Origin of the sequence: Campylobacter concisus (assembly GCF_003048375.1) — a bacterium.
Lineage (GTDB): Bacteria > Campylobacterota > Campylobacteria > Campylobacterales > Campylobacteraceae > Campylobacter_A > Campylobacter_A concisus_T.
This window is the reverse complement of record NZ_CP021642.1, coordinates 1,944,142-1,969,147: the sequence shown is the minus strand read 5'-3', so window position 1 is coordinate 1,969,147 and position 25,006 is coordinate 1,944,142. Positions and strand designations below refer to the sequence as shown.

The 25,006-nt window shown below is 40.9% G+C and carries 23 protein-coding genes and 2 pseudogenes; 18 read left to right on the top strand and 7 right to left on the bottom strand.

The annotated features are described in order from the left end of the window. Positions 1-68: 68 nt before the first annotated feature. From flgE to CCS77_RS09675, 4 genes are all read right to left on the bottom strand, one after another. Positions 69-2,513 (bottom strand): flagellar hook protein FlgE, encoded by a 2,445-nt coding sequence (gene flgE / locus CCS77_RS09690; RefSeq protein ID WP_107917269.1) that lies wholly within the window; start codon positions 2,511-2,513, stop codon positions 69-71. Positions 2,514-2,602: 89 nt separating this feature from the next. After that, the gene (locus tag CCS77_RS09685) at positions 2,603-2,899 is read right to left on the bottom strand and encodes a type II toxin-antitoxin system RelE/ParE family toxin (protein ID WP_107917268.1); all 297 of its coding nucleotides are present in this window, start codon (positions 2,897-2,899) and stop codon (positions 2,603-2,605) included. Position 2,900: 1 nt separating this feature from the next. Next, complete coding sequence (locus CCS77_RS09680) at positions 2,901-3,152, bottom strand: hypothetical protein (protein WP_107917267.1); 252 nt, start codon at positions 3,150-3,152, stop codon at positions 2,901-2,903. Positions 3,153-3,195: 43 nt separating this feature from the next. Next, complete coding sequence (locus CCS77_RS09675) at positions 3,196-4,563, bottom strand: Na+/H+ antiporter NhaC family protein (RefSeq protein ID WP_107917266.1); 1,368 nt, start codon at positions 4,561-4,563, stop codon at positions 3,196-3,198. Between the two features lie 119 nt (positions 4,564-4,682). Between CCS77_RS09675 and pyrE the strand changes: the two genes are divergently transcribed. The 18 genes and pseudogenes from pyrE (at position 4,683) to CCS77_RS09590 (ending at position 22,617) form a co-directional block, all read left to right on the top strand. Further along, on the top strand, positions 4,683-5,291 hold the full coding sequence (gene pyrE / locus CCS77_RS09670; protein WP_107917265.1) for an orotate phosphoribosyltransferase: 609 nt from the start codon (positions 4,683-4,685) through the stop codon (positions 5,289-5,291). A gap of 151 nt (positions 5,292-5,442) precedes the next feature. Then, positions 5,443-6,342, top strand: a pseudogene (locus CCS77_RS10915) (cache domain-containing protein); the annotation flags it as partial. Positions 6,343-6,693: 351 nt separating this feature from the next. Beyond that, positions 6,694-6,883 (top strand): annotated as a pseudogene (locus CCS77_RS10910) (methyl-accepting chemotaxis protein); the annotation flags it as partial. A gap of 485 nt (positions 6,884-7,368) precedes the next feature. Next, positions 7,369-8,058, top strand: a complete 690-nt coding sequence (locus CCS77_RS09660; protein WP_107917263.1) for a response regulator transcription factor — start codon at positions 7,369-7,371, stop codon at positions 8,056-8,058. Beyond that, complete coding sequence (locus CCS77_RS09655; protein WP_107917262.1) at positions 8,048-9,475, top strand: c-type heme family protein; 1,428 nt, start codon at positions 8,048-8,050, stop codon at positions 9,473-9,475. The genes CCS77_RS09660 and CCS77_RS09655 overlap by 11 nt, the downstream gene beginning before the upstream one ends. A gap of 95 nt (positions 9,476-9,570) precedes the next feature. After that, positions 9,571-11,637, top strand: a complete 2,067-nt coding sequence (locus tag CCS77_RS09650) for a cytochrome c (protein WP_009295151.1) — start codon at positions 9,571-9,573, stop codon at positions 11,635-11,637. A 44-nt stretch (positions 11,638-11,681) separates the two neighbouring features. After that, entirely contained in the window at positions 11,682-12,440 is a 759-nt protein-coding gene (locus tag CCS77_RS09645) for an FKBP-type peptidyl-prolyl cis-trans isomerase (RefSeq protein WP_103571790.1), read from the top strand. A gap of 19 nt (positions 12,441-12,459) precedes the next feature. Continuing rightward, the gene (locus tag CCS77_RS09640; RefSeq protein WP_009295155.1) at positions 12,460-13,131 is read left to right on the top strand and encodes a 4Fe-4S dicluster domain-containing protein; all 672 of its coding nucleotides are present in this window, start codon (positions 12,460-12,462) and stop codon (positions 13,129-13,131) included. Position 13,132: 1 nt separating this feature from the next. Further along, a complete protein-coding gene (gene nrfD, locus CCS77_RS09635) occupies positions 13,133-14,062 on the top strand; it encodes an NrfD/PsrC family molybdoenzyme membrane anchor subunit (protein ID WP_107917261.1) in 930 nt (309 codons plus the stop codon). A 16-nt stretch (positions 14,063-14,078) separates the two neighbouring features. Further along, a complete protein-coding gene (ccsA, locus tag CCS77_RS09630) occupies positions 14,079-16,697 on the top strand; it encodes a cytochrome c biogenesis protein (protein WP_107917260.1) in 2,619 nt (872 codons plus the stop codon). A gap of 8 nt (positions 16,698-16,705) precedes the next feature. Next, positions 16,706-17,527: an SEL1-like repeat protein gene (locus CCS77_RS09625; RefSeq protein WP_107917259.1), complete on the top strand. Its 822-nt coding sequence runs from the start codon at positions 16,706-16,708 to the stop codon at positions 17,525-17,527. Beyond that, positions 17,527-18,081, top strand: coding sequence for a hypothetical protein (locus tag CCS77_RS09620; RefSeq protein WP_107917258.1), 555 nt, complete (start codon positions 17,527-17,529; stop codon positions 18,079-18,081). Before CCS77_RS09625 ends, CCS77_RS09620 begins: the two co-directional genes overlap by 1 nt. Positions 18,082-18,091: 10 nt before the next feature. Then, entirely contained in the window at positions 18,092-19,210 is a 1,119-nt protein-coding gene (locus tag CCS77_RS09615) for a nitrous oxide reductase accessory protein NosL (RefSeq protein ID WP_107917257.1), read from the top strand. A gap of 1 nt (position 19,211) precedes the next feature. Continuing rightward, a complete protein-coding gene (locus CCS77_RS09610; RefSeq protein ID WP_021084005.1) occupies positions 19,212-19,397 on the top strand; it encodes a hypothetical protein in 186 nt (61 codons plus the stop codon). Beyond that, positions 19,387-20,496, top strand: coding sequence for an ABC transporter permease (locus tag CCS77_RS09605; protein ID WP_107917256.1), 1,110 nt, complete (start codon positions 19,387-19,389; stop codon positions 20,494-20,496). The genes CCS77_RS09610 and CCS77_RS09605 overlap by 11 nt, the downstream gene beginning before the upstream one ends. Continuing rightward, positions 20,493-21,161, top strand: a complete 669-nt coding sequence (locus CCS77_RS09600) for an ABC transporter ATP-binding protein (RefSeq protein ID WP_107917255.1) — start codon at positions 20,493-20,495, stop codon at positions 21,159-21,161. The genes CCS77_RS09605 and CCS77_RS09600 overlap by 4 nt, the downstream gene beginning before the upstream one ends. Further along, complete coding sequence (locus tag CCS77_RS09595) at positions 21,158-22,111, top strand: hypothetical protein (protein WP_103568651.1); 954 nt, start codon at positions 21,158-21,160, stop codon at positions 22,109-22,111. The genes CCS77_RS09600 and CCS77_RS09595 overlap by 4 nt, the downstream gene beginning before the upstream one ends. Continuing rightward, positions 22,108-22,617: a hypothetical protein gene (locus CCS77_RS09590; RefSeq protein WP_107917254.1), complete on the top strand. Its 510-nt coding sequence runs from the start codon at positions 22,108-22,110 to the stop codon at positions 22,615-22,617. The genes CCS77_RS09595 and CCS77_RS09590 overlap by 4 nt, the downstream gene beginning before the upstream one ends. A gap of 10 nt (positions 22,618-22,627) precedes the next feature. Here CCS77_RS09590 and CCS77_RS09585 read toward each other — a convergent pair whose 3' ends face one another. The 3 genes from CCS77_RS09585 to CCS77_RS09575 are packed head-to-tail and all read right to left on the bottom strand — an operon-like array spanning position 22,628 to position 24,998. Continuing rightward, positions 22,628-23,212: a tetratricopeptide repeat protein gene (locus CCS77_RS09585; RefSeq protein WP_103633897.1), complete on the bottom strand. Its 585-nt coding sequence runs from the start codon at positions 23,210-23,212 to the stop codon at positions 22,628-22,630. Between the two features lie 57 nt (positions 23,213-23,269). Continuing rightward, a complete protein-coding gene (locus tag CCS77_RS09580; protein ID WP_009295179.1) occupies positions 23,270-24,043 on the bottom strand; it encodes a pseudouridine synthase in 774 nt (257 codons plus the stop codon). A gap of 1 nt (position 24,044) precedes the next feature. Next, the gene (locus CCS77_RS09575) at positions 24,045-24,998 is read right to left on the bottom strand and encodes a KpsF/GutQ family sugar-phosphate isomerase (RefSeq protein WP_103575183.1); all 954 of its coding nucleotides are present in this window, start codon (positions 24,996-24,998) and stop codon (positions 24,045-24,047) included. Positions 24,999-25,006 lie beyond the last annotated feature (8 nt).

The following is a 25,006-nucleotide window of genomic DNA, read 5'->3' as shown; positions in this document are numbered from 1 at the left end:
TAGCATTTTACAAAAAGAAGGCTGATTTTATTTGTAAATTTAAAAGGGAGCGAGCGCCCCCTTTATGATTATTGTTTTAGTTGAAGAAGTGTGTTTAGCATCTCATCACTTGTCGTGATCGTTTTTGAGTTTGCTTGAAAGCCTCTTTGGATGACGATAAGATCTGTTAGCGCACGGCTTAGATCGACGTTACTAGCTTCTAGTTTTGAAGCCGCGATCGTTCCTTTATCACCTGTGCCTGCTGCGCCTATGACTGCTTCGCCTGAGTTTGCAGTTTGTGAAAAGACGTTTCCGCCCTCACTTTGAAGACCCTCGTTGTTTGTAAAGCTAGCAAGTGCCACTTGAGCTAGACCAAAGCTTTGTCCGTTTGTAAATGCACCGATGATAGTGCCAGTTTCGTCGATCTTTAGGTCATTTAGTGTGCCACCTGTGTAGCCATCTTGTGAGATAGACTCAGTTGATGAGTCTTTATCAAAGCTTGTTAGTCCGTTAAAATCAGTTCCCAAACCAAAATTTAAACTAACGTTTTGACCACTTTGTGAGCCGTTGTTAGCTGAAAATGTTATCGTAGCTGGGTGAAAACTAGCAAGTGAGCCATTTGAGTTAAATCTCAATGAACCAGTTACGACGTTATCTGGACCTTCACCTGTGTAGTTTATCTTAGCAGGCTCTGGCACTTGGATGATCATATTCCACTCTGTACCACCATCTGTTGTAGTGCCTGTCTTTGCCCATCTGATACTAACTGTGTGCTTTGAGCCAAGTGAGTCAAAGATCTCAGCTGTTGAGCCGTGGCTTGACATCATCATCTTGCCACTCGCTCTTAGTGCTTGACCCGGGCTTAGTGCGCCATCAAGTGCTTTCATGATATTTGTAAAGCGAACGTTTTCATTTACTGCTGCGTTGTTTGTGCCTTGAGCTGGTTTTGTAAGACCAGTTGTAGTCATATAAAGGGCTTGATCAGCCATTTCGTTTGTAGGGTTTTCTAGTTGAAATTGACCTAGTTTATTTACAGTAATCTTTACGCCGTCGTTTGTATCATCTCCAGCTGCTGCTTGAAGTGCTGCGATACCTGCTGCGTGTTTTTGATCAGGTGTGCCTGCTGCTGCCGCATAAGCGTTGTTATATGCTAGTGCATAAGCTGGATTTGTTATAGCTGCGCCACCTGTACCTGGAGCTACCTTGTGAGCAGCAGTTGCAAGTTTTGCTGCATCAAGTGCGTCAGAGTTTGCTCTTATTTGACCATCGCCATTATAATCAACATGGTTTCTAGCATCCTCTTGCATAGCAGCACGAAGATCTTCTGTTGTTGTTATTTGTCTTGCTATCTTATCGTTATTTGGATGAACAGCTGTTGTTTGTGAGCTTGTATAGACATATTGATAAGCTGTTATGATATCTTTGCTAGCTAGACCGCCAACTGTGTTTCCAGCATTTACTGTTAGGTGGATGTTTTTTGTCTCTTCGGTTGTACCTGAGTTGTTTCTGTTTATAAGCGTTAGTTTGTTACCCTCTGAAATTTCAGCTCTAACACCAGTTTTGTTGTACTGAGCGTTGATAGCAGCTGCAACGTCACTGATGCTTGTCATTGTGCCAGCTTGAGTTTTGATATTTTGTCCATTTAGTGTTATATCAAGTGTAGCTGGTGGGTTGATCTGACCTATGTTTTGTGCTAGAGCGCTACCTACTGAAAATTTCTCAGTCTTAGCATTTGCGTAGCTTACCCAGATACCTTGACCATCTCTTAGAGCAAGACCATTTCCAAGCTCGTCAAATGTAACGCCAAGATCGACACCACGCTCTGTTAAAATTTGCTCGTTTCTTGAGTTTGTATAAAATTCATCATTATTTGTATCGTTTTCGTTATGAACTTCGTTGGCATTTAAAATTTCATCATTATTAAAATCACGTCCGCCAGCAACTGAATCAAGTGCGTAAATAGGTGTGCTTCTTTGACCGATGCTGTTACCTGAGTCAAGGTTGCCTTTTATTTTAACTTCTGTTGTCGCTCTTGCTGGAGTTGTAAGACCTTCTTTGATGACGATGTTGCTTATAGGGCCTGTTGAGTCGATAGTGCCAGTCTCGTCATCTCTAGTCCAGCCTTGAACGATATAACCGCTGTTATTTACGAAGTTACCAGCCTTATCACGGACGAAATCGCCGTTTCTTGTATAGTATCTTGTAGTTCCGCCATCTGGAGAGACGACAAAGAAGCCATTTCCTTGAAGAGCAAGGTCGGTTTGCTTATCAGTGGCTGTTAGTGTGCCTTGTGAGAAAATTCTTGTAGTTGAGTTTATAGTCGTTCCTAGACCTATTTGCATAGCGTTTTGACCGCCTAGCTGGCCTTGTGGAGCGGTAGCTACTCTTGGAGTTTGGCTTAGTATATCAGCAAAATTTGCGCGGTTGTATTTAAAACCATAGGTATTGACGTTTGCGATATTGTTGCCTTCTACGTCCATGGCTATCTGGTGGGCTTGTAGGCCTGAAACACCAGACCAAAGTGATCTCATCATGAGCTTATCCTTTTTCTCGTTTTAAAATTTTTTATGATCTTTCTAAAGCAAAAGATGTTCCAAAAATTTATATCGGCAAAAAATAATAGTTACTGAGGATATTTTAAATTTGGTAGATTGTGTTTATAGATTGATATGATAGTGATAGTCTGTTCGCCCTCATCTATGACGAATACAACAACATATCCCTTGAAGATCAAGTCTCTTACTTGAGTATCTTTCATAGTTAGGTTTTCTCTGTAAGAGTATGGTCTTTCAGGGATTTTTATGATTTCGTTTTTTAGACTATCGCGAAAGTTATATGCACGATCCTTGCTATCTTGTTTTATGAATTTTAACATCTCTTTTAGGTTTTCTTTAAAATCTTCTGTAAAAAGAATTTTCATCTTAAATTTTGCCTTCTATTATGGCATCGGTTTCAGCGATAATATCATCAAGAGTGCAATATTTAAGTTCGCCACGTCTATGCTTTGCGATCAGCTCTTTTAAATTTTGTTCATTTTCTTTATTTATATAGTAGTCGTTATAATCTACAAATTCAACCCTTGCATGAGGGTTTATTCGTTTTATCTCTTGAACCGCTTTTTGTAAAATTTGAGTGATCTGTGGTGTCTCTTCGGTAACTAGCATACCTATCATTTTTACTCCTTATATAATTTTGGTTGTTTTTATCTATCATAATTTATCCAAGTATCATGGCTCCTACGATGCCACCGATGATAAGTGGGATGTTAAAAAATACAAATGTAGGCACGCAAGTATCATATATGTGGTTGTGCTCACCATCAGCATTTAGACCGCTCGTTGGTCCAAGTGTGCTGTCGCTTGCTGGGCTTCCAGCGTCGCCCAGAGCTGCTGCTATACCAACTAGCAAGATGATAGCTGGCACGCCAAAGCCAAGGCTAAGGCAAAGTGGCACGTAGATAGAGGCTAAGATAGGGATAGTTCCAAAGCTAGTGCCTATGCCCATCGTGACTAAAAGTCCGATAAGTAGCATCAAAAATGCTCCGCCTATCTTGCCGCCAGATACCAAGCTAGCGTATTTTACAAGCTCGTCTATACCGCCACTCTCTCTTAAAATAGTGCCATATCCTGCAGCAACAAGCATGATAAATGCGATAAAGCCCATCATAGCAAGGCCATTATCCATGATCTTATCTACTTTTTTGTATTCGATGCCTCCAAAAACAACCATTACCAAAAGTCCAAGTAACGCGCCAAGTGGCAAGAGCGAAGTGTAAATTTGCACGACAAAGGCGACAACCGCACCAGCTAAGACCGCCCACTCTTTTTTAGTCATCTCAAGGCTTTTTGCACGCTCGATCTCATCAAGCTCGGCTTTTTCAAATTTAGAAGTTTTATAAATCCTTTTTTTACTATAAAAAAGTATGGCTAAGATGAGCCCCACAAACATCGATGCACCGCCTATCCACATGACTGATGAGATGTCTGAGATGGTTGTGTTTATGCCGTTGTTGGCTAGCTCTTTTTTAAGGATATTGTGAAAAAGCAGACCAAAACCAACGCTAATGCTCACATAAGGCGCTTGCAGTCCAAATGTAAGAGCGCAAGCCACCGCGCGTCTATCTATGCCCATTTTATTCATAAGAGCAAGAAGTGGCGGGATCAAGATAGGTATAAAGGCTATATGAACTGGGATCAAGTTTTGAGACAAACAAGCGATAAACGCGATAGTTAGCGTAAAAATGGCCTTGTTTGAGCTAAGAAATTTACTCATTGCATTTATCAAAATGGCTGTTAAATTTGTATTTGCTATGGCAGCTGCAAGAGCACCTAGCAAAATGTAGCTAAGTGAGGTTTCAAGGTTACCTTGCATACCGCTTATGAGGCTTTGCGTGGTCTCTTTTAGAGCTGTAAAAAAGCTCTCAAAACCGCTTGCCAAACCACTTTCAAATCCGCTAAAACCATGCTTATACATAACCCCAGCAACAAGCGCAGAAACGAGGATAGAAAGCAGGATGTTAAAACGCAGCAAACATAGCACCGTCATCACCAAAATGCTAAAAACAACAGGGTTAAAGAGAAGCATGTGTGTCCTTTTTGTATGAGTGCAAGAATTATACAAGCGCAGGGCTTATTAAATTTTAAAAAGAGTGGCTTAAGTGGGTATGTGTTAAGATTTTTGGCAAATTTTAAAAGGAAAAAGCGATGGATTTAGAGAAAATTTATAAGGACGCTGGGGCGTATTTGGAGGGGCACTTTTTGCTAAGTAGTGGCAACCACTCGCAGTTTTATCTGCAAAGTGCAAAGGTGCTTGAAGACCCTGCTCTTGCTGCAAAGCTAGCAGATGAGCTAGCGCGTGTGATAGAGAAATTTGGCATTAAATTTGATAGCGTTTGTTCTCCTGCACTTGGTGGAATTTTAGCTGGATATGAGTTAGCTCGCGCGGCAAAAAAGCGTTTTATATTTACTGAACGCGTTGATAGGGTGATGAGCTTAAGGCGCGGCTTTGAAGTAAAAAAGAGCGAGAAATTTATAGTTTGTGAGGACATCATAACAACTGGCGGCTCGGCACTTGAAGCAGCCCACGTGATAGAGAGCCTTGGCGGCGAGGTGGTTGGCTTTGCGGCACTTGCAAATCGCGGTTTTTGCAAGGTTGCAAATTTAGGCAATGAAGCTAAGCCAAATGCAAAACTGCCAAGCGACAAGCCATTTTTTGCTTTGGGAAATTTTGAATTTGAAATTTACGAGCCAGAGCACTGTCCGCTTTGTAAGAGCGGTAGCAAGGCTATTAAGCCTGGAAGCAGAGGCAACTAAAGGCTACTAAATTTTACGTATTTTTTACGCTCAAAGCTTAAGATAATAATATTTGTAACTTATTCGTTATTTTGGGCTTTGAGTAAATTTTCTCATCAAATTTATTCTTTTTTTCTTAAATTTCAAAAGTTAATTTATAATTAAGATTTGAATGTATAAAATGGCACAAATTTTTAGGAGATCCCAAAATGCAAGGATGTGTGCTATGAAAATATCTACAAAGATAATTCTCACTTTTGTTTTCTCAGTTTTGCTTGTCAGCTGTTTGCTCATCTTTTTAAATAGCAAATTTTCAAGCGATCTAACTCAGTTTTTCACCCATAAGTCCTACGACGAGCTGGTAAATGCCAGAAAAGAAAATTTAAAAGATGACGTCGAGACGATCAACCAAATGATGCGTGAAATTTATAATGGCGGCAAAGAAAAAGGGCTAAGCGACGATGAGATAAAAAAAGAAATTTTTAGAGTCGTCTCAAAGCTAAAATTCTTTAGCGACAAGACTGGCTATATCTTCATCTACGACTATGACGGCGTTGTTTTGATGCACCCTGAAAAGCCATCGCTTGTTGGTAAAAATTTAATCGGTTTAAAAGATCCAAAAGGGCTATTTCTTATAAAAGAGCTCATCGAAAAGGCCAAACAAGGCGGCGGTTTTGTCACATTTGGCTGGGCAAAAAAAGAGGGCGAGGAGCCAGTGGAGAAGCTTGGCTACGCTGCAAATTTTGAGCCATATAAGTGGATGCTAGGAAGTGGTGTATACGTCGATGACTTGGCCGATGAGATAGAAAAGACAAAGGTTGTGTTAAACGAGCAAAATAGCCAAAATACAAAAACCTTTATCATCGCTTGCGCCTTGATCACGGTTGTTTTGATAGCTATCGTGCTATTTATCTTAAGTAGGGCGATCATCAAACCTATAAAAAATATCGTTGCAAATTTAACCGAGATGTCAGATGAGATAAAAAGTGGCAGAGGCGATCTTACTAAAAAGCTTGAGGTTAGTGGCAAAGATGAAATTTCAAACATCAAAAGCTCGATAAACGACCTAACAAGCGAGCTAAGATCTGTTATAGAGAGCGTTAAAGGGCTAGCAAATGAGAACTCTTCTATCGCCGAGCAGCTCTCCTCAACCTCAGCTCAAACTACAAATTTAACCAACAAATCTTCACTAATCGTCACAGATACGACAAATATGGCAAAAACCATGTCAGAAGAGATAAAAAGCTCATTTGAAGAGGCTAAGAAGAGCAAAGAAAATCTTGAAAGAACCTGTCTATATATAAATGAGGTCTCAAATGATGTTTTGGGGCTTAGCAAAAATGTAGATGAGGCTGCAAATAGCGAAATTTCACTCGCTAGCTCGATGAAAAGCCTAGCTGATCAAGCTAAAAATGTAAAAGATGTCTTAAATATCATCGATGATATCGCTGATCAGACAAATTTACTTGCCCTAAATGCTGCCATAGAAGCAGCGCGTGCAGGTGAGCACGGACGTGGCTTTGCAGTCGTGGCTGATGAGGTTAGACAGCTGGCTGAACGCACGCAAAATAGCCTAAGCGAGATAAATGCGACTATAAATTTAATCGTTGAAGCGATCTCAAACTCAAGTCAAACCATCGGCGATAATGCTAAAAAAGCTGGCGAGCTTTGCAAAAAATCAGCCCAAATCAATGAAAAAATAGAAAATATGAACCAGCTAATGAACGAGAGCGTTAGCTTAAATGAGACCTCTACGAAGGACTATCTAGAGACTGGACATAAGGTCGAAGAGCTGATAAAAGGCATCGTAAATATCGATGAAATTTCAAAACAAAACTCAAAAAGCATGGATGAAATTTCGCTTGCAGCCGCTCATCTTTCAAAGATGACTGATAATCTAAACACTAGCCTTTCAAAATTTAGAACCTGATAAATTTAGCCAAATCTTTGGCTAAATTTAACTTTTTCTTTTAAATTTATCACTTAAGTAGCGAGCCTATTTTTTACTTTAAGCTTACGATCATGATGTAAATTTATGAAATAGTTTTTATTTTGTGTTATTTAAGTCGGCTTTTTGGCTTAAGAGATGAGATGACGTATGCAAGAGAATGATATTTTAGATGTTTTATCAAACAAAAAGGTCCTTTGCCTAGAGGATGAAGAGGCGATTTTGCGAAATATCTGCGCCTCGCTGGAGCTCTTTTTCGCAGAGGTTAAAGGCGTCACAGACGGCTTTGATGCGCTTGAGCTTGCTATGAGCGGGGCGTATGATGTTTTGGTGCTTGATATCAGCGTGCCAAATATCGATGGTCTTGAGATCGCTAAAAAAGTAAGAGCTATCAATCAAAAAATCCCTATCGTGATCTTATCAAGCCACGTCGAGCAAGAGTATCTGTGGCGCGCAGTTGAGCTAAAGATCACAAGATACCTTGCAAAACCATACGATAAAAAATCTTTCATCAAAGCGCTTGAAGATGTGGCTTTTGAGCTAGTTGGACGCACACCAACTATCAGGCTAAATGACGAGCTTGAGTATGATTTTGGTAAAAAAGCGCTTTATGTAAATGGCGAAATTTCTCATCTAAGTAAGAGCGAGAGCAAGCTTTTAGAGTACTTTTTAAACAACAAAAACAAAACTATCACTTATGAGCAAATTTTTGACTACATCTGGGACTACGAACAGCCGACAAAAGAGGCGATAAAGACGATCGTAAAAGAGCTTAGAAGAAAGCTTGGCAAAGATGTGATCAAAAATTTATACGGCGTGGGCTATCTTTGTGAGATATAAATTTCAGCTAATAGTCGGTGCTTTTATCTTTGTCTATCTGCTAGTTTCGGCGCTTGTTTTAAATTTTTACAACGACCTAGCGATGAAAGACGCCAAAAGAGAGGCGCATTATGTGCTTGAGAGTATAAATTCTGTAAGAGAGTACATCTCAGGTGTGCAACGCCCGCTGATCGAACAGCTAAAGCAAGAGGGCATTTTAAAAGAGGACTTTTTTGACGAGAGACTTCTATCATCTTCATATATAAGCCGTGAAATTTACAATATCCAAAAGCAAAAATACAACCTAGACTTCGACTACAAGCTAGTTGCCATCGCACCGCTAAACAAAGCTCACCAGCCAAATGAATTTGAAGCTGGCGTCTTGCATGGCTTTAAAGAAAATAAATTTAAAGAATTTGTAAAGATAATAAAAGATGAAAATGGCTCACAGCTCTTTGTGGGTCTGCCTATAAAAAACCAAAGTCCAAGCTGTCTAGCCTGTCACAGCAGCGCAAATGCCCCGCAGCAAATGCTAGAAAAATACGGCATGGAGGGCATAGAGATCCCAGACGTGAACGAAACGGTCGCGATGATCTCTTTTAAGATACCAATCCGCGCCATTTTTACCTATCACTTGCAAGAGGTCATCGTCATAATGAGCGCTATAACGCTTATCTTTGGGTTATTTTTGCTACTTGTTTATAAGATGCATAGGCGTGGCGAGGAGAGCAAAAAGCAGACTGAGCAGCTAATGATTCATCAAAGCCGCCTAGCTTCGATGGGCGAGATGATAGGCAATATCTCGCATCAGTGGAAGCAGCCGCTTGCTCAGATAAGCTCAGCTTTGATAAATTTAGAGCTTTATCAGGAGAGAAAAAAGCTTGATGAGGCGAAAATTTATGAGTTTATAGAAGAGACCAGCAAGCAGATAAATTTCATGTCAGAAACCGTTGATGACTTTAAAAATTTCTTTAGTCCAAATACCTTGAGAAAAGAGTTTAAGGTGCTTGAAGTGATAAATCAAACGATAAAAATTTTAAACGCAACGCTTAAAAAGTATCAGATCGAAGTGCAGCTTGACGTGAGAGAAAATTTTGAGGTATTTGCAAATTTCAATGAGATAATCCAAATTTTAATAAACATCATAAATAACGCCAAAGACGCATTTAAGCAGAGCTACACAAAGCCAAGAGTGATAAAGATAAGCGCCTTTTTAAAAGATGATCGCAAGAATTTATGCGTGCAAAATAACGCAGGAGCGATAAAAAATTCATTTTTAAAGGTTATCTTTGAGCCACACTTTAGCACAAAAGAGAGCGGTAGCGGGCTTGGGCTATATATGAGCCGCCTTATTGCTCGCAAAAACAACGCCCTAATCTTTGCTAAAAATGTGGATGAAAACCACGTTGCATTTACAATTAGTTTCGAAAATTTATAATTTGTTAATTTTCCCCCTTTTCTACCCTTTTTTGGTGTTAAGATTATCAGTATGAAATCATTTTGATTTTAGGATAAAAATTCAAAGGAGGAGACGTGAGAAACTTACACAAAGCCTTAGCAGGCTTACTCATGGGTGTTAGTATCTTTGCTTCACAAGCCTGTTGCGAAGAGCATAATATGCAGATGTCCGATAAAGCACGTGATGTTATCGCAAATCCTAAAGGCACACTGCAAAGTAGAGGTGTTGTCTCCTTGCAAGACTACGTCGTAGAAGAGCAAGAGATGTATAACTGGCTATTTAAAAACCACCCTATTTTTACAAAGTATGGTGGCAAAACCGTCGGCAAAATGGTCGTTCACGACCGTGGCTTAGAGTGGCTTGCCGAGGGACATGGCTTTGATATGTCAAAGCTTAGCAAAAGAGATGGTGGTAAGGGCTATAGCTCTATGATGTATAGAATTCCAGCCACCTCATCACTTCAATTTCCTAATAAATTTGTAGGTCCAGAAAAGTGCGGTGAGTGTCACCCGGCTCAGTATGAGGTCTGGAGCAGATCTCGCCACGCAACTACTATGCGCTTCCCTGGCGAGCACCCAGAGGTTAATAACAACCTAACTGAGCCAGTATTTGACAAAGATACCGCTTCTATCCTTCCAAAAGGTATCACTCCAGATGTCATCTACGCAACCGTTGGTCACTTAAGAACTAAGATGGGCTACGTCGATGCATGGCTACTTCGTGGTACTTACTACGTTGAGGGCGGTTTGCTAAGAGATGGCACAGGTCAGATCGTAGCTGGCGGTAACCAATGGCAAAGAACATGGGCGTTAAATTTAGACGACGCAACTGTTAAAAAGATAAAAGAGCTTGTCCCAGAATTTCCTGGCACTCTTGAAGAGTATGGCGATAATGGCGGATATGTCAGAGGTCTTGCCTCATACGCCGCAAAACATAAAAAGTCGATGTTTTTCCAAGCAAACTCATCATATTGTGAGGTTTGCCACCCAGTTAAATTCGACTTTAAGTCAAAAGCAGAATTTTACGCAGCACTTGGTAATGCCAAAGAGCTTCAAAAACACACTATCTCAAAAGGCGTAAGCTGTGAGGAGTGCCACGGAGCTGGCGGTCACCTTGATGGAGCTACAAATTTTAGAACATCAAACTGCGAACGCTGTCACCAAAGATTTAACTTTAGCCCAGATCTAATGCGTGCTAACCCACTTAATAACGGCAAGCTTGATCTCTCACTAAGCTCTAAATTTAAATCAATGGGACCAGGATGTGGCTCAGAAGGTTCTCAATCATACTTTACCGCTCACTATGATAAAGGTATGAGATGCGTCACTTGCCACGATCCACACGACAACACAGGTAACGTTGTAGGCGATAAGAGCGTAACTGGCATGAACTACAACCCAGATCAAGGCTATCTAAGTGCGTTCTACACTAAACCAAAGATCAAAAAAGATTGTAAAGATTGTCACGAGACTCAAGCATATATCGCATCAAAAGCAGATACACACAAAAACAACACTTGTGCATCTTGCCACATGCCATTTATGATGAGCTGCGAGAATTTCTACGCTGTTCAGTTCCAAGACAACGCTGGCTTTGATACTCAAAGACGCTCTCACATCTGGAAGATCATGGTCGATCCAAAAGAGAAATCTCTAGTCCCAGGCGACGCAGCTAAAGGTCCAAGAGATGCTAAAGATTGGCACTTTGAGAGAGATAAAAATGGCCACAACTATGTTGATTTGATGTGGGCATGCGCTAGAACATCTTGGGCTGATAAAGATATGAAAGATAATAAAGGCTGCCATAGCCCAGTGCTATCTGAGCTAAAACCAACACTTCACTTCAAAAACCAAAAACAAGTTTATGATGAGGTTATGGGATGGCAAACTCCAGTTAAAAATGAATTCTCAGAGGTCAAAATAGGCATCGAGGGAATTTACTCACTACTAGAGACTAAAAAGCTAGATCCAAGTGATAAAGCAAGAGTTTATGAGCTTGTCCAAAACGCTCAAGAGATCATCGATATGGTCGAAAAAGATGGTTCGTGGGGTATGCACGGATTTAAATTTACTAAACAAAGACTAGATGCATCTAAAGAGTATATAAAAGAAGCTCAGAGAATTCTAAACAAAAATTTATAGCATTTAGGGGCTAGTTTTAGCCCCTTTAATCTTAAGGGTTTGAAATGAAAAATGGGTTTTTAAAATGTTCGCTACTTCTTAGCCTAAGTGTGGCTAGCCTCTTAGCAAATGTCGATACAAACGACTCTTACGCCATAGGCGCAACAAGCGGTGGATATGTTTTAAAAGGACTGCTAGATCAAAAGCAACTAGGTGTTGGCTATGACGCTGATGCAGTGATAAAAGGCTTTAGCGATGCGCTAAAGAGCGAGCTAAAACTAAGTGATGATGAGATAGCAAAGCTACTAAACAAAAGAGCTGAAAGCTTAGATAAGATAGTAAAAGAAAAAGAGGCTGCCAAGCTAAAAGAGAATTTAGCCCAAGGCAAAGCCTATATGGAAAAAAATGCAAAAAACAAAAATGTAAAAACAACAAAATCAAATTTACAATATGAGATCATAAAAGGTGGCTCAAAAGGGGCTACTCCAAAGCCTGAGAGCATCATCATAGTAAATTATAAAGCAAGCTTTGTCGATGGCAAGGTCTTTGACGAGACAAAAGAGGCTCCAGCTCATCTTTCGATGCTAAATTTGATCCCTGGGCTTGAAGAGGGACTTATGCTTATGAAAGAGGGCGAGAAGTTTAAATTTGTAATCCCGCCTGAGCTTGCATACGGCGATAGCGGCATGGAGGGGATACCTGGTGGCGAGACTATCGTTTTTGAGATAGAGCTTATTAAGGTCTTAAAGCCTGGCGAACTAGCTGAGGCGGCAAGAAAAATTCATGAAAAAGAGCAAAATGAGGGCATTAAAAAGCCTCATTAAGGCATAAATGGAGTTAAAAATGCAAAATCAAAATAGCAGAAGAGCCTTTTTTAAACGCATGGCAGTTGTGGCTGCTGGTGCTAGCGTGGCAAGTAGTGGTTTTGCTTTTAAGAGTGAAGAGAGTGCGAAAAAACCACATTTTGGCATGATATTTGACCAAAACAAATGCGTCGGCTGCACGGACTGCGAAGTGGCATGTAGAAAGGTAAATTTAGTCCCAAAAGGGCAGATGAGACTTTTTGTAGAGGATAAGACTGATCCAAAGAATTTGCTCGATAAAAGATATGTAAGAGTATCTTGTCAGCAGTGCGAGGACGCGCCTTGCGTGGCTGTTTGCCCAACAAAAGCCTGTCACAAGGACATAAAAACTGGCATCCAAACTACAAACATAGATGACTGCATCGCCTGTAAATACTGCATCGTAGCCTGTCCTTACGACGTGAGATATATCGACAAGGTCAATCACTCAGCCCAAAGCTGTAACTTCTGCATAGATACAAATTTAAAGGATAAAAAAGATCCAGCCTGCGTTGAGGCGTGCAGATATGAGGCTTTGGTCTTTGGCGATTTAAACGATGAGAGCTCGCACATTAGCCAGCTTTTAGCTGTCAAAGATAGCATAAGGCTAAGAGCAGAACTTGGCACAAAACCAAGCCTTAGATATATTCCTAAAGTAAAAGCGGGGGTGTAAGATGGATGGTGCATTAAATTTCACTGCGACATTTTCGCACGCAGTTGAGTGGGGCTGGCCGATCGCTGTTTATCTTTTGCTAGCTGGTATGAGTGGCGGAGCGCTAATAGCTGCCATAGTTCTAAAGCGCTACAAAAGGCAAGATGGCTTTAGTCCATTTTTCAAGGCTGCTTCGCTTTTAGCCTTTGTTAGCATCATGCTTGGTATGGTTTGCTTGATAGCTGACCTTGAAAAGCCACTTTTGTTTTGGAAAATTTTAATTAATTACAACTTCACGTCAGTTATGTCTATCGGTGTAGCCGCACTTTGCGTATTTATACCGCTTAGCTTTTTGATGTGTCTATACGCCTTTAATGCGGAGCTAAAGTCATTTTGTGGCTTTTTTAATGGCGTGATGAAAATTTTATCGCCACTTTATCCGCTTTTAAGCGCGCTTTGCCTGCTTTTTGCGGTTATCATTTGCGCATATACAGGCTTTTTGATCTCGGTGCTCATTAGATTTCCACTTTTAAATACCGCCGTTTTACCAGCGCTTTTCATAGCTTCAGGGCTTAGTGCTGGCATAAGTGGTAGCAGCTTAATAGCGGCACTATTTTTTAAAGAAGATCCACACTCAAGCGACCTTAGCTCGCTTCACGGCGTGGAGTTTTACGTCTTATGCGCTGAAATTTTACTCATTTTAATGCTTTTTGTATCGCTTTTGCTTGGTTCAAGCTATCAGCAAGAGGCAGCAGTTGCATTTTATAGTGGCGTTTGGGCTAAATTCTTTTGGCTTGGGGTTGTTTTAGTTGGCTTTGTCTTGCCTCTTGTTTTAAATTTCGCACTTGGCAAGATGAAATTTAGCTTCTACCTTGGCTCATTTGCAGCAGTCGTTGGCGTTTTATTGCTTAGGGTTTTTATACTTTATGCAGGACAGACTTATAGCATTTAAGGCTTAAGGGCAGGTGATGAAAATTTTAAACATTTATCGCTTGTCTTTAATATTATTATTTATCCTTGCTTTTGGTGCAGGAGTGGCGACCTTTTTGGAAAATTTTTATGACACACAGACGGCTAGAGTGCTTGTTTATGAAGCGCTCTGGTACGAGTGCGTCATGGCAGCTTGTGCTATTTGTTTAGCCATTAGCATCGTAAAAACCAAGATGTATAAGAAATTTGGCGCATTTTTGATACATCTTGCTTTTATCGTTATATTTATCGGTGCTGCGCTTACAAGATACTTTGGCGAAGAGGGCGTTATGCATCTTAGAGTAGGCGAGAGTGGCAACTATATGCAAAGCACAAAGCCCTATTTAAGAGTGCAAATTTCAAATGAAAGCTTTGAATATCCACTAAAACTTAGCCTACTTGGCAAAAACGACTTTGGCTTTAAAAAAGATATAAACGGCAAAGAATTTGAGATAAAGATAGTTGGCTACAAAAAGGATGAGAAAAACGCTCCAGCTACGCTTAGCATAGAGGCTGGCTTTGCTAATGAAAAGAGCAAAAGCGCCAAGCTAAAAGGTGGCGCTGGATATAATCTTGAGCCTAGCATTTTAAGCTTTGACGGGCAAGAGGCGAAATTTTACTTTAGCTCAAGGGCTATAAATTTACCATTTTCACTAAGGCTTGATAAATTTATCCTAGAGCGCTACGCAGGGCTAAATAGCCCATCATCTTACACGAGCAAAGTAAGCATAGCAGGCAGCGAGCATGAAATTTCGCTAAATCACCCACTAAGCATCATGGGCTATAAAATTTTTCAGTCATCATACGACGCTGACGAGCTTGGAAGCGCCTTTGAGATCAGCTTTGATCCTGGCAAAGTGCCAACTTACATCGGATATTTTCTGCTTTGCCTTGGCTTTGTGGGAAATTTATTTAGCAAAAAGAGCCGATTTTTTAGACTTTGTAACTTCATAAAAGGCACGCAGTTTGCACTTTTGGCCCTACTTTTGCTAAACGCTACGCCAAATTTTGCAAGCGATGAGGCTACAAATTTTAAAGCCCACGCAGATAAATTTGCCAAAATTTTAGTTCAAACTGATAGCAGGATCGCACCAGCTAGCTCTTATACAAGGGCGGTAATAAGCAAAATTTCAACCAAAACGACGCTCTTTGGGCTTAGTAGCGATGAGCTGATGCTCTCTTTTGCCATCTCGCCACAAGAGTGGATGGATAAAAGGATAGTAAAGATCACAAGCAAGCGTGTGGGCGAGCTTCTTGGCGTTAGCGAGAAATTTGCTAGCTTTAATGACGTTTTTAACGAAAATGGCGAGTATAAGCTGGCTAAATTTGTAGAGGCTGCCAATGAAAAATCCGCCTCAAAAAGAGATAAATTTGATAGCGATGTCATTAAATTTGATGAGAGGCTAAATGTCTTATACCTTGCGCTAAAGGGCGAAATTTTAAAATTTATCCCTGCTAAAAATGGCAAAGCGATCACGTGGCTAGGCGTAAATGAAGCCTTTAGTAAAGATGAAATTTCAAACGAGTTTAAAAGCGTTTTAGGAGCTTACATAGAAAATTTAAGTCTTTGCGTAAAAAGTGGCGAGTGCGCGGGCGCCAATAAATGCTTGGAGCAAATTTCAAGCTATCAAAGAAGCACTCTAGGCTCTCTTGCGCCAAGCGAGGCGAAAATTAGCCTTGAAGTGCTTTATAACCAAATGGAGATATTTAAATTTCTTATCTATTTTTACATGATCCTAGCTCTTGCTTCGCTCGCCCTTGGCTTTTATAGGATATTTTTTGGGAGGAAATTTAGATTTGAAAGAGCGCTTAGTCTTGCGTTTTTTACTGCATTTATAGTGCATGCTCTAAATTTAGCCCTACGCGCTTACATCTCAGGTCACGCACCTTGGAGCGATGCTTATGAGAGTTTAGTCTATATCTCGCTTATAAGCGTGCTAGCTGGGGTGCTATTTTTCAAGCATCAAAGCTTCGCACTAGGCGCTGCTTCGCTCTTTGCAAGTGTTAGCTTGCTCGTTGCTCATCTAAATTTTATAAACCCACAGATAACAAATTTAGTCCCAGTTTTAAAGTCATTTTGGCTTAGCGTGCATGTAAGCGTCATCACCGCAAGCTACGGCTTTTTGGGCTTTGGCTTTGTGCTGGGGCTTGTGGGACTTATCTTGATGGCTCTAAAAAATGACAAAAACGAGCAAAAACTTAGCGAGCAGATAAGATACCTAGCCGCCACCGACGAGCTAAGCCTTATTATTGGACTTAGCTTGCTAACTATAGGGAATTTCTTAGGTGGCGTCTGGGCGAATGAGAGCTGGGGTAGATACTGGGGCTGGGACAGCAAAGAGAGCTGGTCATACATCACGATCATCGTCTATGCCATAGTGCTTCATTTAAGGTTTATACCAAAACTAAGGGGCGTTTTTGTCTTTTTAACAGCTAGCGTGCTATCATTTGCTTCGGTGCTTTTTACATATTTTGGAGTAAATTTCTACCTTAGCGGACTTCACTCATACGCAAATGGCGAAAGTTTTGGCGTTTCTGGGCTAATATACTTGATCTTAGCGGCTCTTGCCTTGCTGATCGCCCTAGCCTACCGCGGCAGAGATATAAAAGTAGTTTAGGAGATATGATGAAGAGTTTGATTTTATTGGCTGCTAGTTTATGCGTTTTAAATGCTGGCTACATCAAAGAGGCTTTAAACGCAAAAGATGATCACAACAAGCTAGCGCAAATTTATGAAGATGCTTGCGACAAAGAGAAAAAGGCATCAGGCTGCTACAACCTAGCTGTGCTTTACAGCAGGGGCGACGGCAACGTCAAAAAAGATGAGACAAAGGCGGCAATGCTCTATGAAAAGGCTTGCGATCAAAATTTCTCTATGGCTTGCAGCAACCTTGGCTACGTCTATGAAAAGGGCAAAGGCGTAGAAAAAGACCTAGCAAAAGCAGTTAAATTTTATGAAAAAGCATGTAACGACAACGAGGGCTGCACCGAGCTTGGCTTGCTCTATGCAAATGGCACTGGTGTGGCAAAAGACCTAAAAAAAGCAAAAGAGCTTTATGAAAAGGCTTGCAAAGCAGGGGACGGCATGGGATGTAGCAACCTTGGCTACCTATACGCTCAAGGCGAGGGCGCCGAGAAGGACTACGCAAAAGCCAAAACATACTACGAAATGGCCTGCGCAAACGAAGCTGGCATAGGATGTGATAATCTTGGATTTTTATATGTTTATGGGCAAGGGGTTGATCAAAACCTTACAAAAGCGACAAAGCTTTACGAGCAAGCATGCATATACGCCTATGAGAAAGGCTGTAACAACTACGCTATCATGCTAGCTGAGGGCAAAGGCGTGAAAGAGGACGTAGAAAAAGCACGTGAAATTTTCACTAAAAGCTGCAAAAATGGACTAAAAGAGGCGTGTGAGAATTTAGAAATTTTAGGAAAGAATTGATGAGTTTTAAAAACTGGGGCAATAAAGAGGCAAGCCTAGAGGCGCTTTATCTACTAGACAGCGCCTTTTTAGAGCCAGATGAAGAGTATCTAAGGCTCATTTCTAAAAGAGAGGATGAAAATAGCCTAAGATACGTGGTAGATAACGGGCAGGGCGATCTACTCGATGTGATATTTGCGCGTGAGGCGGTGCTGGTTAGAGGGTTTGATCACGAAAATGAGCTAAATTCGCTTAACACAGCAGACAAAAGCGTGATAGAGCAAATTTATAGTGGCGAGGCTGCTAAATTTCGCTCTTACTTCTTGCCAGATGAGATAGAGCAGACGACCTTTTTTATCTGGTATGACGGAGCGGAGCATCAAAATTTAGTCAGTGGCAATAACGGCGGACGCTGGCTGCTTGGCTATGCATTTGATGAGTTTGATAAATTTAGTGAGTTTGTAAAGGGCTACTACGAGATAGAATTTGACGATGAGATGTTAAAAAAGCTCTATGAAAAGGGTGAGTTATCGCAAGAAAATATAAAAATGCTAAAAAAAGAGTTAATACACTAAAGGAGATGATATGATTTTACGTTCTGTTTTGGCTTCCGCACTACTTGCTAGCCTACTTTTTGCTACTTGTACGCATGATCACGGCGCAGCCACTAATAAAATGCAGCCTATGTTTCAAAGCGTCGAGCCTAGTAAAGCTACTTTGGTAGGAAGTGGCGAAGGCAAAGAGTACTGCGCAGTTTGCGGTATGAATTTGGTTAAATTTTATAAAACAAACCACGTTTATAACGGCAAACAAGTAGCGTCACTCCACTGCTTATATGAGCTCACAGAAGGCAAGATCCCAAGCGACGCGCAAGTCGTTGATACTAAAAATTTAAATTTGATCGACGTAAATAAGGCATTTTACGTAGTTGGCAGTAGCGTCAAAGGGACGATGACTAGAAATAGCAAATACGCCTTCTCAACCGAGGCCGACGCGAAAGAATTTCAAGCAGCAAATGGCGGCGAGATAATGAACTTTGCCAAAGCTTACGAGGTCGCTGGACAAGACTTTGCAGGCGATAATAAGATGATCAAAGCTAAGCGCGAGGACGGCGTTTACGCACATGGTAAGGAATTTTACGAGGCAAACTGCGACAAAACTGATCCAAAAAACTTTAAGGCTATCTCTGAGCTAAAAGCTCACCTTAAAAAAGTGTGCGACGCAAAAGAGGCTAACAAAGCTCCAGAGTATGACAAGCACTTGCAAGCCGCAGCTCTTTATCTATGGGACGCTCCAGCAAATTTAGGCAAAGAGGGCAAAGAGGCTAAGGCTAAAAAACCTGAGAGGATAGTCGTGCCAGAGGGTACGAGATGTGCAGTGTGCGGTATGATCGTGAAAAACTCTCCATGGGCGACACTTATCAAGGCTGATGGCAAGGACTATTACTTTGACGGCGTAAAAGATATGGCGCAGTTTTACTATGCAAACGATAAGATGAAAGAGGCTTATGTGAGTGATTATTACACGCTTGAAAAGCTTGATGCAAAAGATGCGTTTTACGTTCATGGCTCAAATGTTTTTGGACCGATGGGCGAGGAGTTTATCCCATTTAAAGACGAAGCAAAGGCTCAGAGCTTTATGAAAGATCACGCCGGCAAAGGTGTCATAAAATTTGACGAGATAAAGACATTTATCGGTAAGTAAAGTGAAATTTCTAGCATTTTTGGCATTATTTTTTGGACTCTCTTACACGCTTTTAGCGGCGCACTACCTTAGCTTTGACCACAAAGCAAAGCAAGATGAGCTAAGAGAAATTTCAAAGATAACAAGGGCAAATTTAGCTTCTAGCTTTAGTCTAAAAGAGCAAAAGGGCTTTGTATATGATAAGTAGAAATTTCATAAATTACTCTGTGATCCTGCTCTTTAAAGACAAAAAAGATCATCTCTTTAGCTTTTGTCTATTTGCGCTCATTATCTTCGTGCTAAGCTCGGTGCTTTTCATCTCTGGCTCGATCCAGCACGATCTTATAAATTTAGTAAAAGATCGCTCAAGTATCGTTGTTAGCGCGTTTCGTGCTGGCAAAAGAGACCTCATGCACCCTGGCTATATCTACGATATCTCAAAGATCGATGGCGTGGCTGACGTTAGGGGTGTGGTTGATGGGGAGTACTACTTCGTGCAAAAGCGCGTTTGGTTTCATCTATATGAGGATGATAGCCTAAAAGAAGACGAGATGATCGTTGGCGAGGGCGTAAAGGCGGCTATGAATGAGCTTTACTACGACGAGAGCTTTAACTTCTTAACAGAACAGCGCATGATACCAGTAAAAATTCTAAAAACCATGCCAAAACAAAGCGGCCTAGTCTCAAATAACGCGATATTTTTACACCCAAATACCTTGAGGGCTATCTTAAATTTAAAAGACGAAGAATATACAAAGCTCTATGTAGACGTGCCAAACAGCGACGAGATCAGCCAAGTGGCTTTAAAGATAGAGAATTTATATCCAAATTCATTTGCTCTTAGCATAGAAGACGAGGTGGCAAAAGTCAGGCACCTTTACTACTATAAGGGCGGAATTTTTATGAGCATTTATGTTAGCGTTATGCTCATATTTTTCGTGCTACTTAAAAATCAAATTTCACTTGCCTATGGTAGTAAAAAGCGCGAGATAGCCATTTTGCGAAGCATCGGCTTTAGTATAAAAGAGATCATTTTTTTAAAATTTATACAAAATTTCATCGTTAGCGTTAGCGCATTTTTGCTTGGCGTTATGTTAGCTTATATCTTTGTGTTTGTTTTTAATGCTCCATTTTTAAAGGGGATATTTTTAGGCGATGAGCTTTTAAATTTTACAAATTTCACGCCTATTTTGGAGTTTGATAAGCTCTTTTTGATCTTTGTCTTTGGCGTCATACCATTTTTGGCATTTGTGCTTATCCCATCGTGGCGTGTGGCGTGTGGCGACATAAACGAGGGGCTAAAATGATAAATATTAGAGGCGTTAGCCTAGTCTATAACCAAGGCAAACAAAACGAGTTTTGCGCTCTAAAAAATATAAATTTAGACGTTAATAACGGCGAGTTAGTGATACTAAAAGGCGTTAGCGGAAGTGGCAAAAGCACCCTACTCTCGCTCATCGCCCTACTTCAAAAGCCAACTAGCGGAGAAATTTTGATAGACGGCACTAACATAGCAAAGCTGCCTGACTCATTTTGCTCCGAGCTTAGACATAAAAGGCTTGGGCTTGTCTTTCAAAATTTTAACCTCATAGAGGGCTTAAGCGTCTATGAAAATTTGTTAGCTCCGTTTGCTCTAACAAATTTTAAGGCAAACGTGCGTGAAGAGATGATAAAAAAGGCTCTTGAGCTTGCAAATATCTCACACAAAAGAGATGAAAATGTATCAAATTTAAGCGGTGGCGAGCGCCAAAGATGTGCGGTGGCTAGGGCTTTATCAATGGATGCGGATATCATTTTGGCTGATGAGCCAACGGCAAATTTAGATAGGCAAAATTCGCGTGCATTTTTAGGCCTACTTGAGTCATTTAAAGCGCTTAAAAAAAGCGTCATAGTCGCCACTCACGATAGCATTTTTGACGAGCTAAGCGCCACAGATAGAGTTGTTAGCTTGCAAAACGGAGAGATAGTATGAGCGTATTTTTATCAAACGCCGTTATCGCCTTTTTGTTAGCGGAGTTTGTGCTGTTAGTTTTGATGGGCATTTCACTATTTTATGTCGTTAGGATAGTAAGATCGTGGGACTATAACGCGCTAACATCGCTTCAATACTCACTTGAAAAGCAAAACTACCTTGTAAATACGATCTTGCTCTTTAGCGTCTGCACAAAGATCGTTTTGTTTATATTTTTCGCACTTTGTCTAAATGAGCTCTCTGACATCGTGCCAGGGGCTATGTGCTCGGCTGGCGTGATCGGCTCAAATAAATTTGGTGGCATCTTGATGCTCACTAAAATTTTGCTGATCTTTGGGCTTGGTATCTGGCTGGTCATAAACAAACTCGACTTGCAGGCTCTAAATTTCCCATATCTAAAGAAAAAATATGCCATTTTCATCTGCCTTTTTGTGATGATACTAATAGAGCTCGGCATAGAAATTTCGTTTTTTTATAACATCCCGCTAAAGGTGCCAGTCTTTTGCTGCTCGGTCACTTTTCAAGCTCCAAAGCTGCCATTTGGCTATACAAATTTTGGCTTAGTAAGCGCCTTTTTCGTGCTATTTTTTGTCATTTTGGCGCTAAATTTCTTAAAGCAAAGCATGGCAAGCTTTGTGGCAAATTTGCTATTTTTAGTGCTTAGCTACTATGCTATCACCTACTTTTTTGGTCTTTACGTTTATGAGCAGCCAAATCACAAGTGCCCATACTGCATGCTAAGAAGCGACTATTTTTACGTTGGCTACCTCATCTGGGGCAGTTTGTTTTTGGGCATTTTTTACGGCCTTATGCCATATCTTGTGGAGATCATCACAAAGACAAACTACTCGCACAAGCTTAAATTTTCATCGATCTGGCTAAGTGTTTGCGTGCTGATCTGCTCGCTTTACGTGCTCAAATACTATTTGTTAAGAGGATTTTTATTTTGATAAAGCAAATTTTTTCTCTTTGTTTGTTGGCTCTAGTCTTAGCCGTGCTCGCCTATAATGCTGACATAAGCGACGATAAAATTTTAGTCCTAAATAACGGCAAGTCTGAGCCCATAGAGCAGCTTACGCCAAATAAATTTATATGTTATGAGAGCAGGACGCTCATCGCTGATAACAACGACACAGCTCAGGCGATCATGCCAAATGGCGACATCTACTTTTTTAACGACGTCACAAATTCTTTCATCTGGTATATGGCGCAAAAGAGCAAAGATAAGATCAAGTTATATGTCTATTCAAGAGATACAAACCGCTACATCCTAGCGCAAGATGCCTGGTACTCGAGGGTCGATATCACGCCGATGGGATACGGCATAGGGGCGTATGAGTTTCACACTTACGGCATAAACGACAACTACTTTAAAGAGGTCTTGCTCTACGCAGCACGTGGCGAAACACTTCTAAATCCATATATAAACATCCTACTTTCAGAAAATAAGATATAAATTTACGAAGTTAGTCGATTTGTTTTAGATGATTGATAGTTTTACTCATAGTTTTAAATATGATCTCAATCTTTTCATCATTCTCGTCTGCGGCAATCATTTTATTAAGATAGTCGCACCCATCTTGGAAACCTAGAGCGCAAGCTTTAAAAACGTATCTTTTTGCCAAGCGATAGTCCTGATTTATGTATTTGCCTAGCGCATATAAAACACCTAAGTTATGGCAAGCTTGGGCGATATCGCCGTCGCAAGCCTTTTTGTATAGATTGATAGCCTTGATATAGTCTTGTCCTATGCCTTGATCTTTTATATATAAAGCCCCTAAATTTAGGCAGCTACCAGCAAATCCGCCATCGCATGACCTTTTATATAGCTTGGCTGCTTTGTGATAGTCTTGTTTTACGCCTTTAGCGTCCTCGTATAAAACTCCTAAGTTATGACAAGCACGGGCGACATTATCGTCACAAGCTTTTTGCCATTGCTTGGCAGCTTTATCAAACTCGCCTTTATTATAAGCTTCAAGCCCAAGTTTGAAAAGATCCTCGCAAAAGCTGGTAGTTAGTAAGATCATGGATAAAAGAACAATCTTTTTCATCTCTTCTTCATTTTTGTAAATTTAGCTTGCCTTTTTGCTAGAGAAACAAGCCTGATGTTAGTATCTAACGTTATTAACTTTTAAAAAGTCTCTTAGGTCTTCGTATTCGCTATTTTCAAAGTAGCGCCATTTGCCAGGCTTTAGCATATCAAGGCTAACGCGTCCAAAACTAACACGTTTTAGGTCCATCACTTCAAGGTCGAAGTAGCCAAAGAAGCGGCGTAGCTCTCTGTTTTGACCCTCATTTATGATGACCTTTAGTTTTGTGTAGCCACCGCTTGAGCCAAAGACTTTATAGGCTAGAAATGGCTTAAATTCCATTGATTTTATAGTAGTTTTTGCGTGAGCGCCTTTGGTGGCATCCTTGGCGAAAAAGCCATTTGTCATCGCTTCTATCACCTCTTTTGTCACCTCACCTTTTACCTTTAGGTAGTATTCGCGCTCTAAGTCGCTATTCATGAGCGCTGTGGCGATCGCTGGAGCGTCAGTTAGTAAAAGTAGTCCCTCACTTGCGTAGTCTAGGCGCCCTACGCTAACAAATTTGGCAAATTTCTTATCTAACGTGTCGTAGATCGTCTTTCGTCCGCGGTCATCTTTTTTGCTAACTAGCTCGCCCTTTTGTTTGTGATAAACGATAACGGTAAATTCTTTTTTTAGCTTTATCAAACGGCCATTTATGCGCACTTTGTCATCTTCATCCACGCTTGTGGCAAGGTCGCTAACCACACGCCCTGCTATGCTAACCTTGCCAGCTTTTATCAGCTCATCTGCCTCACGGCGTGAGTAGTTTGTGTTGTGTGAGATAAATTTATTTAGTCTTGTTTTTTCCATTTTATAGTCCTAAATTTGCAAGGTCATGGATGTGTAAAACGCCCACAGGCACACCATTTTCTACGACAGCTAGAAGCTGAATTTTATACTTTTCTATTAAAGCTAACGCATCTACGGCTAACATCTCTTTGTCATTTATCTCTTTTGGATGCATGGTTGCAAATTTCATCGCTGGTTCTTCTAGGTCAAAGTCCTCTCTCATAAGCGCGCGCCTAAGATCGCCGTCACTTAAAAGAGCGTCTAGCACACCATCTTTATCGACGATGAGAACCGTGCCAAGCTTGCCATGTGTCATAGTATCGATCGCGCTTTTTAGGCTTGCATTCCAGCGGACTATCGGTAAATTTTCGCTTCTCATCACGTCTTTGACCTTCAAAAATAGCCTCTTGCCAAGGCTGCCACCTGGATGAAAATTTGCAAAGTCCTCTTTTTTAAAGCCGCGCTTTTGCATCAAACAAACAGCTAACGCATCGCCAAGAGCTAACGTTAGCGTGGTTGATGCCGTTGGGGCGGCATTTAGTGGGCACGCCTCTTTCTCTACATTTATATCTATAAAAGCATCGCTAAATTTACCAAGTGAGCTTGTCTTGCTTCTTGCCATGGCGACGATTTTCACGCCAAAGCGCTTTACGTGAGGCAAAATTTTGATAAGCTCATCGCTCTCGCCACTAAAACTAATGGCTAACAAGATGTCGTCTTTTTCTATCATGCCAAGATCGCCATGCATGGCCTCTGTCGGATGTAAGAAAAAGCTTGGCGTACCAGTGCTTGCAAGCGTGGCAGCGATTTTTGCGCCCACGTGACCGCTCTTGCCCACGCCTGTTACTATGACTTTGCCCTTTGCGTTAAATATCAAATTTACAGCATCTTCTATCTCCACGCTTTTAGCGTGTCTTAAAAGCTCGTTTGCTTCTATCTCTAAGACTTCAGCGGCGATTTGGTTGGCTTTTTGCATAAATTTTC

Coding starts and splice junctions, on each gene's coding strand:
- CCS77_RS09620 (WP_107917258.1), top strand. CDS start 17,527: ATGAGTTTTAAAAACTGGGGCAATAAAGAGGCAAGCCTAGAGGCGCTT.
- CCS77_RS09615 (WP_107917257.1), top strand. CDS start 18,092: ATGATTTTACGTTCTGTTTTGGCTTCCGCACTACTTGCTAGCCTACTT.
- CCS77_RS09660 (WP_107917263.1), top strand. CDS start 7,369: ATGCAAGAGAATGATATTTTAGATGTTTTATCAAACAAAAAGGTCCTT.
- CCS77_RS09605 (WP_107917256.1), top strand. CDS start 19,387: ATGATAAGTAGAAATTTCATAAATTACTCTGTGATCCTGCTCTTTAAA.
- CCS77_RS09685 (WP_107917268.1), bottom strand. CDS start 2,899: ATGAAAATTCTTTTTACAGAAGATTTTAAAGAAAACCTAAAAGAGATG.
- pyrE (WP_107917265.1), top strand. CDS start 4,683: ATGGATTTAGAGAAAATTTATAAGGACGCTGGGGCGTATTTGGAGGGG.
- CCS77_RS09600 (WP_107917255.1), top strand. CDS start 20,493: ATGATAAATATTAGAGGCGTTAGCCTAGTCTATAACCAAGGCAAACAA.
- CCS77_RS09585 (WP_103633897.1), bottom strand. CDS start 23,212: ATGAAAAAGATTGTTCTTTTATCCATGATCTTACTAACTACCAGCTTT.
- flgE (WP_107917269.1), bottom strand. CDS start 2,513: ATGATGAGATCACTTTGGTCTGGTGTTTCAGGCCTACAAGCCCACCAG.
- CCS77_RS09575 (WP_103575183.1), bottom strand. CDS start 24,998: ATGCAAAAAGCCAACCAAATCGCCGCTGAAGTCTTAGAGATAGAAGCA.
- CCS77_RS09645 (WP_103571790.1), top strand. CDS start 11,682: ATGAAAAATGGGTTTTTAAAATGTTCGCTACTTCTTAGCCTAAGTGTG.
- nrfD (WP_107917261.1), top strand. CDS start 13,133: ATGGATGGTGCATTAAATTTCACTGCGACATTTTCGCACGCAGTTGAG.
- CCS77_RS09680 (WP_107917267.1), bottom strand. CDS start 3,152: ATGATAGGTATGCTAGTTACCGAAGAGACACCACAGATCACTCAAATT.
- ccsA (WP_107917260.1), top strand. CDS start 14,079: ATGAAAATTTTAAACATTTATCGCTTGTCTTTAATATTATTATTTATC.
- CCS77_RS09580 (WP_009295179.1), bottom strand. CDS start 24,043: ATGGAAAAAACAAGACTAAATAAATTTATCTCACACAACACAAACTAC.
- CCS77_RS09595 (WP_103568651.1), top strand. CDS start 21,158: ATGAGCGTATTTTTATCAAACGCCGTTATCGCCTTTTTGTTAGCGGAG.
- CCS77_RS09640 (WP_009295155.1), top strand. CDS start 12,460: ATGCAAAATCAAAATAGCAGAAGAGCCTTTTTTAAACGCATGGCAGTT.
- CCS77_RS09675 (WP_107917266.1), bottom strand. CDS start 4,563: ATGCTTCTCTTTAACCCTGTTGTTTTTAGCATTTTGGTGATGACGGTG.
- CCS77_RS09625 (WP_107917259.1), top strand. CDS start 16,706: ATGAAGAGTTTGATTTTATTGGCTGCTAGTTTATGCGTTTTAAATGCT.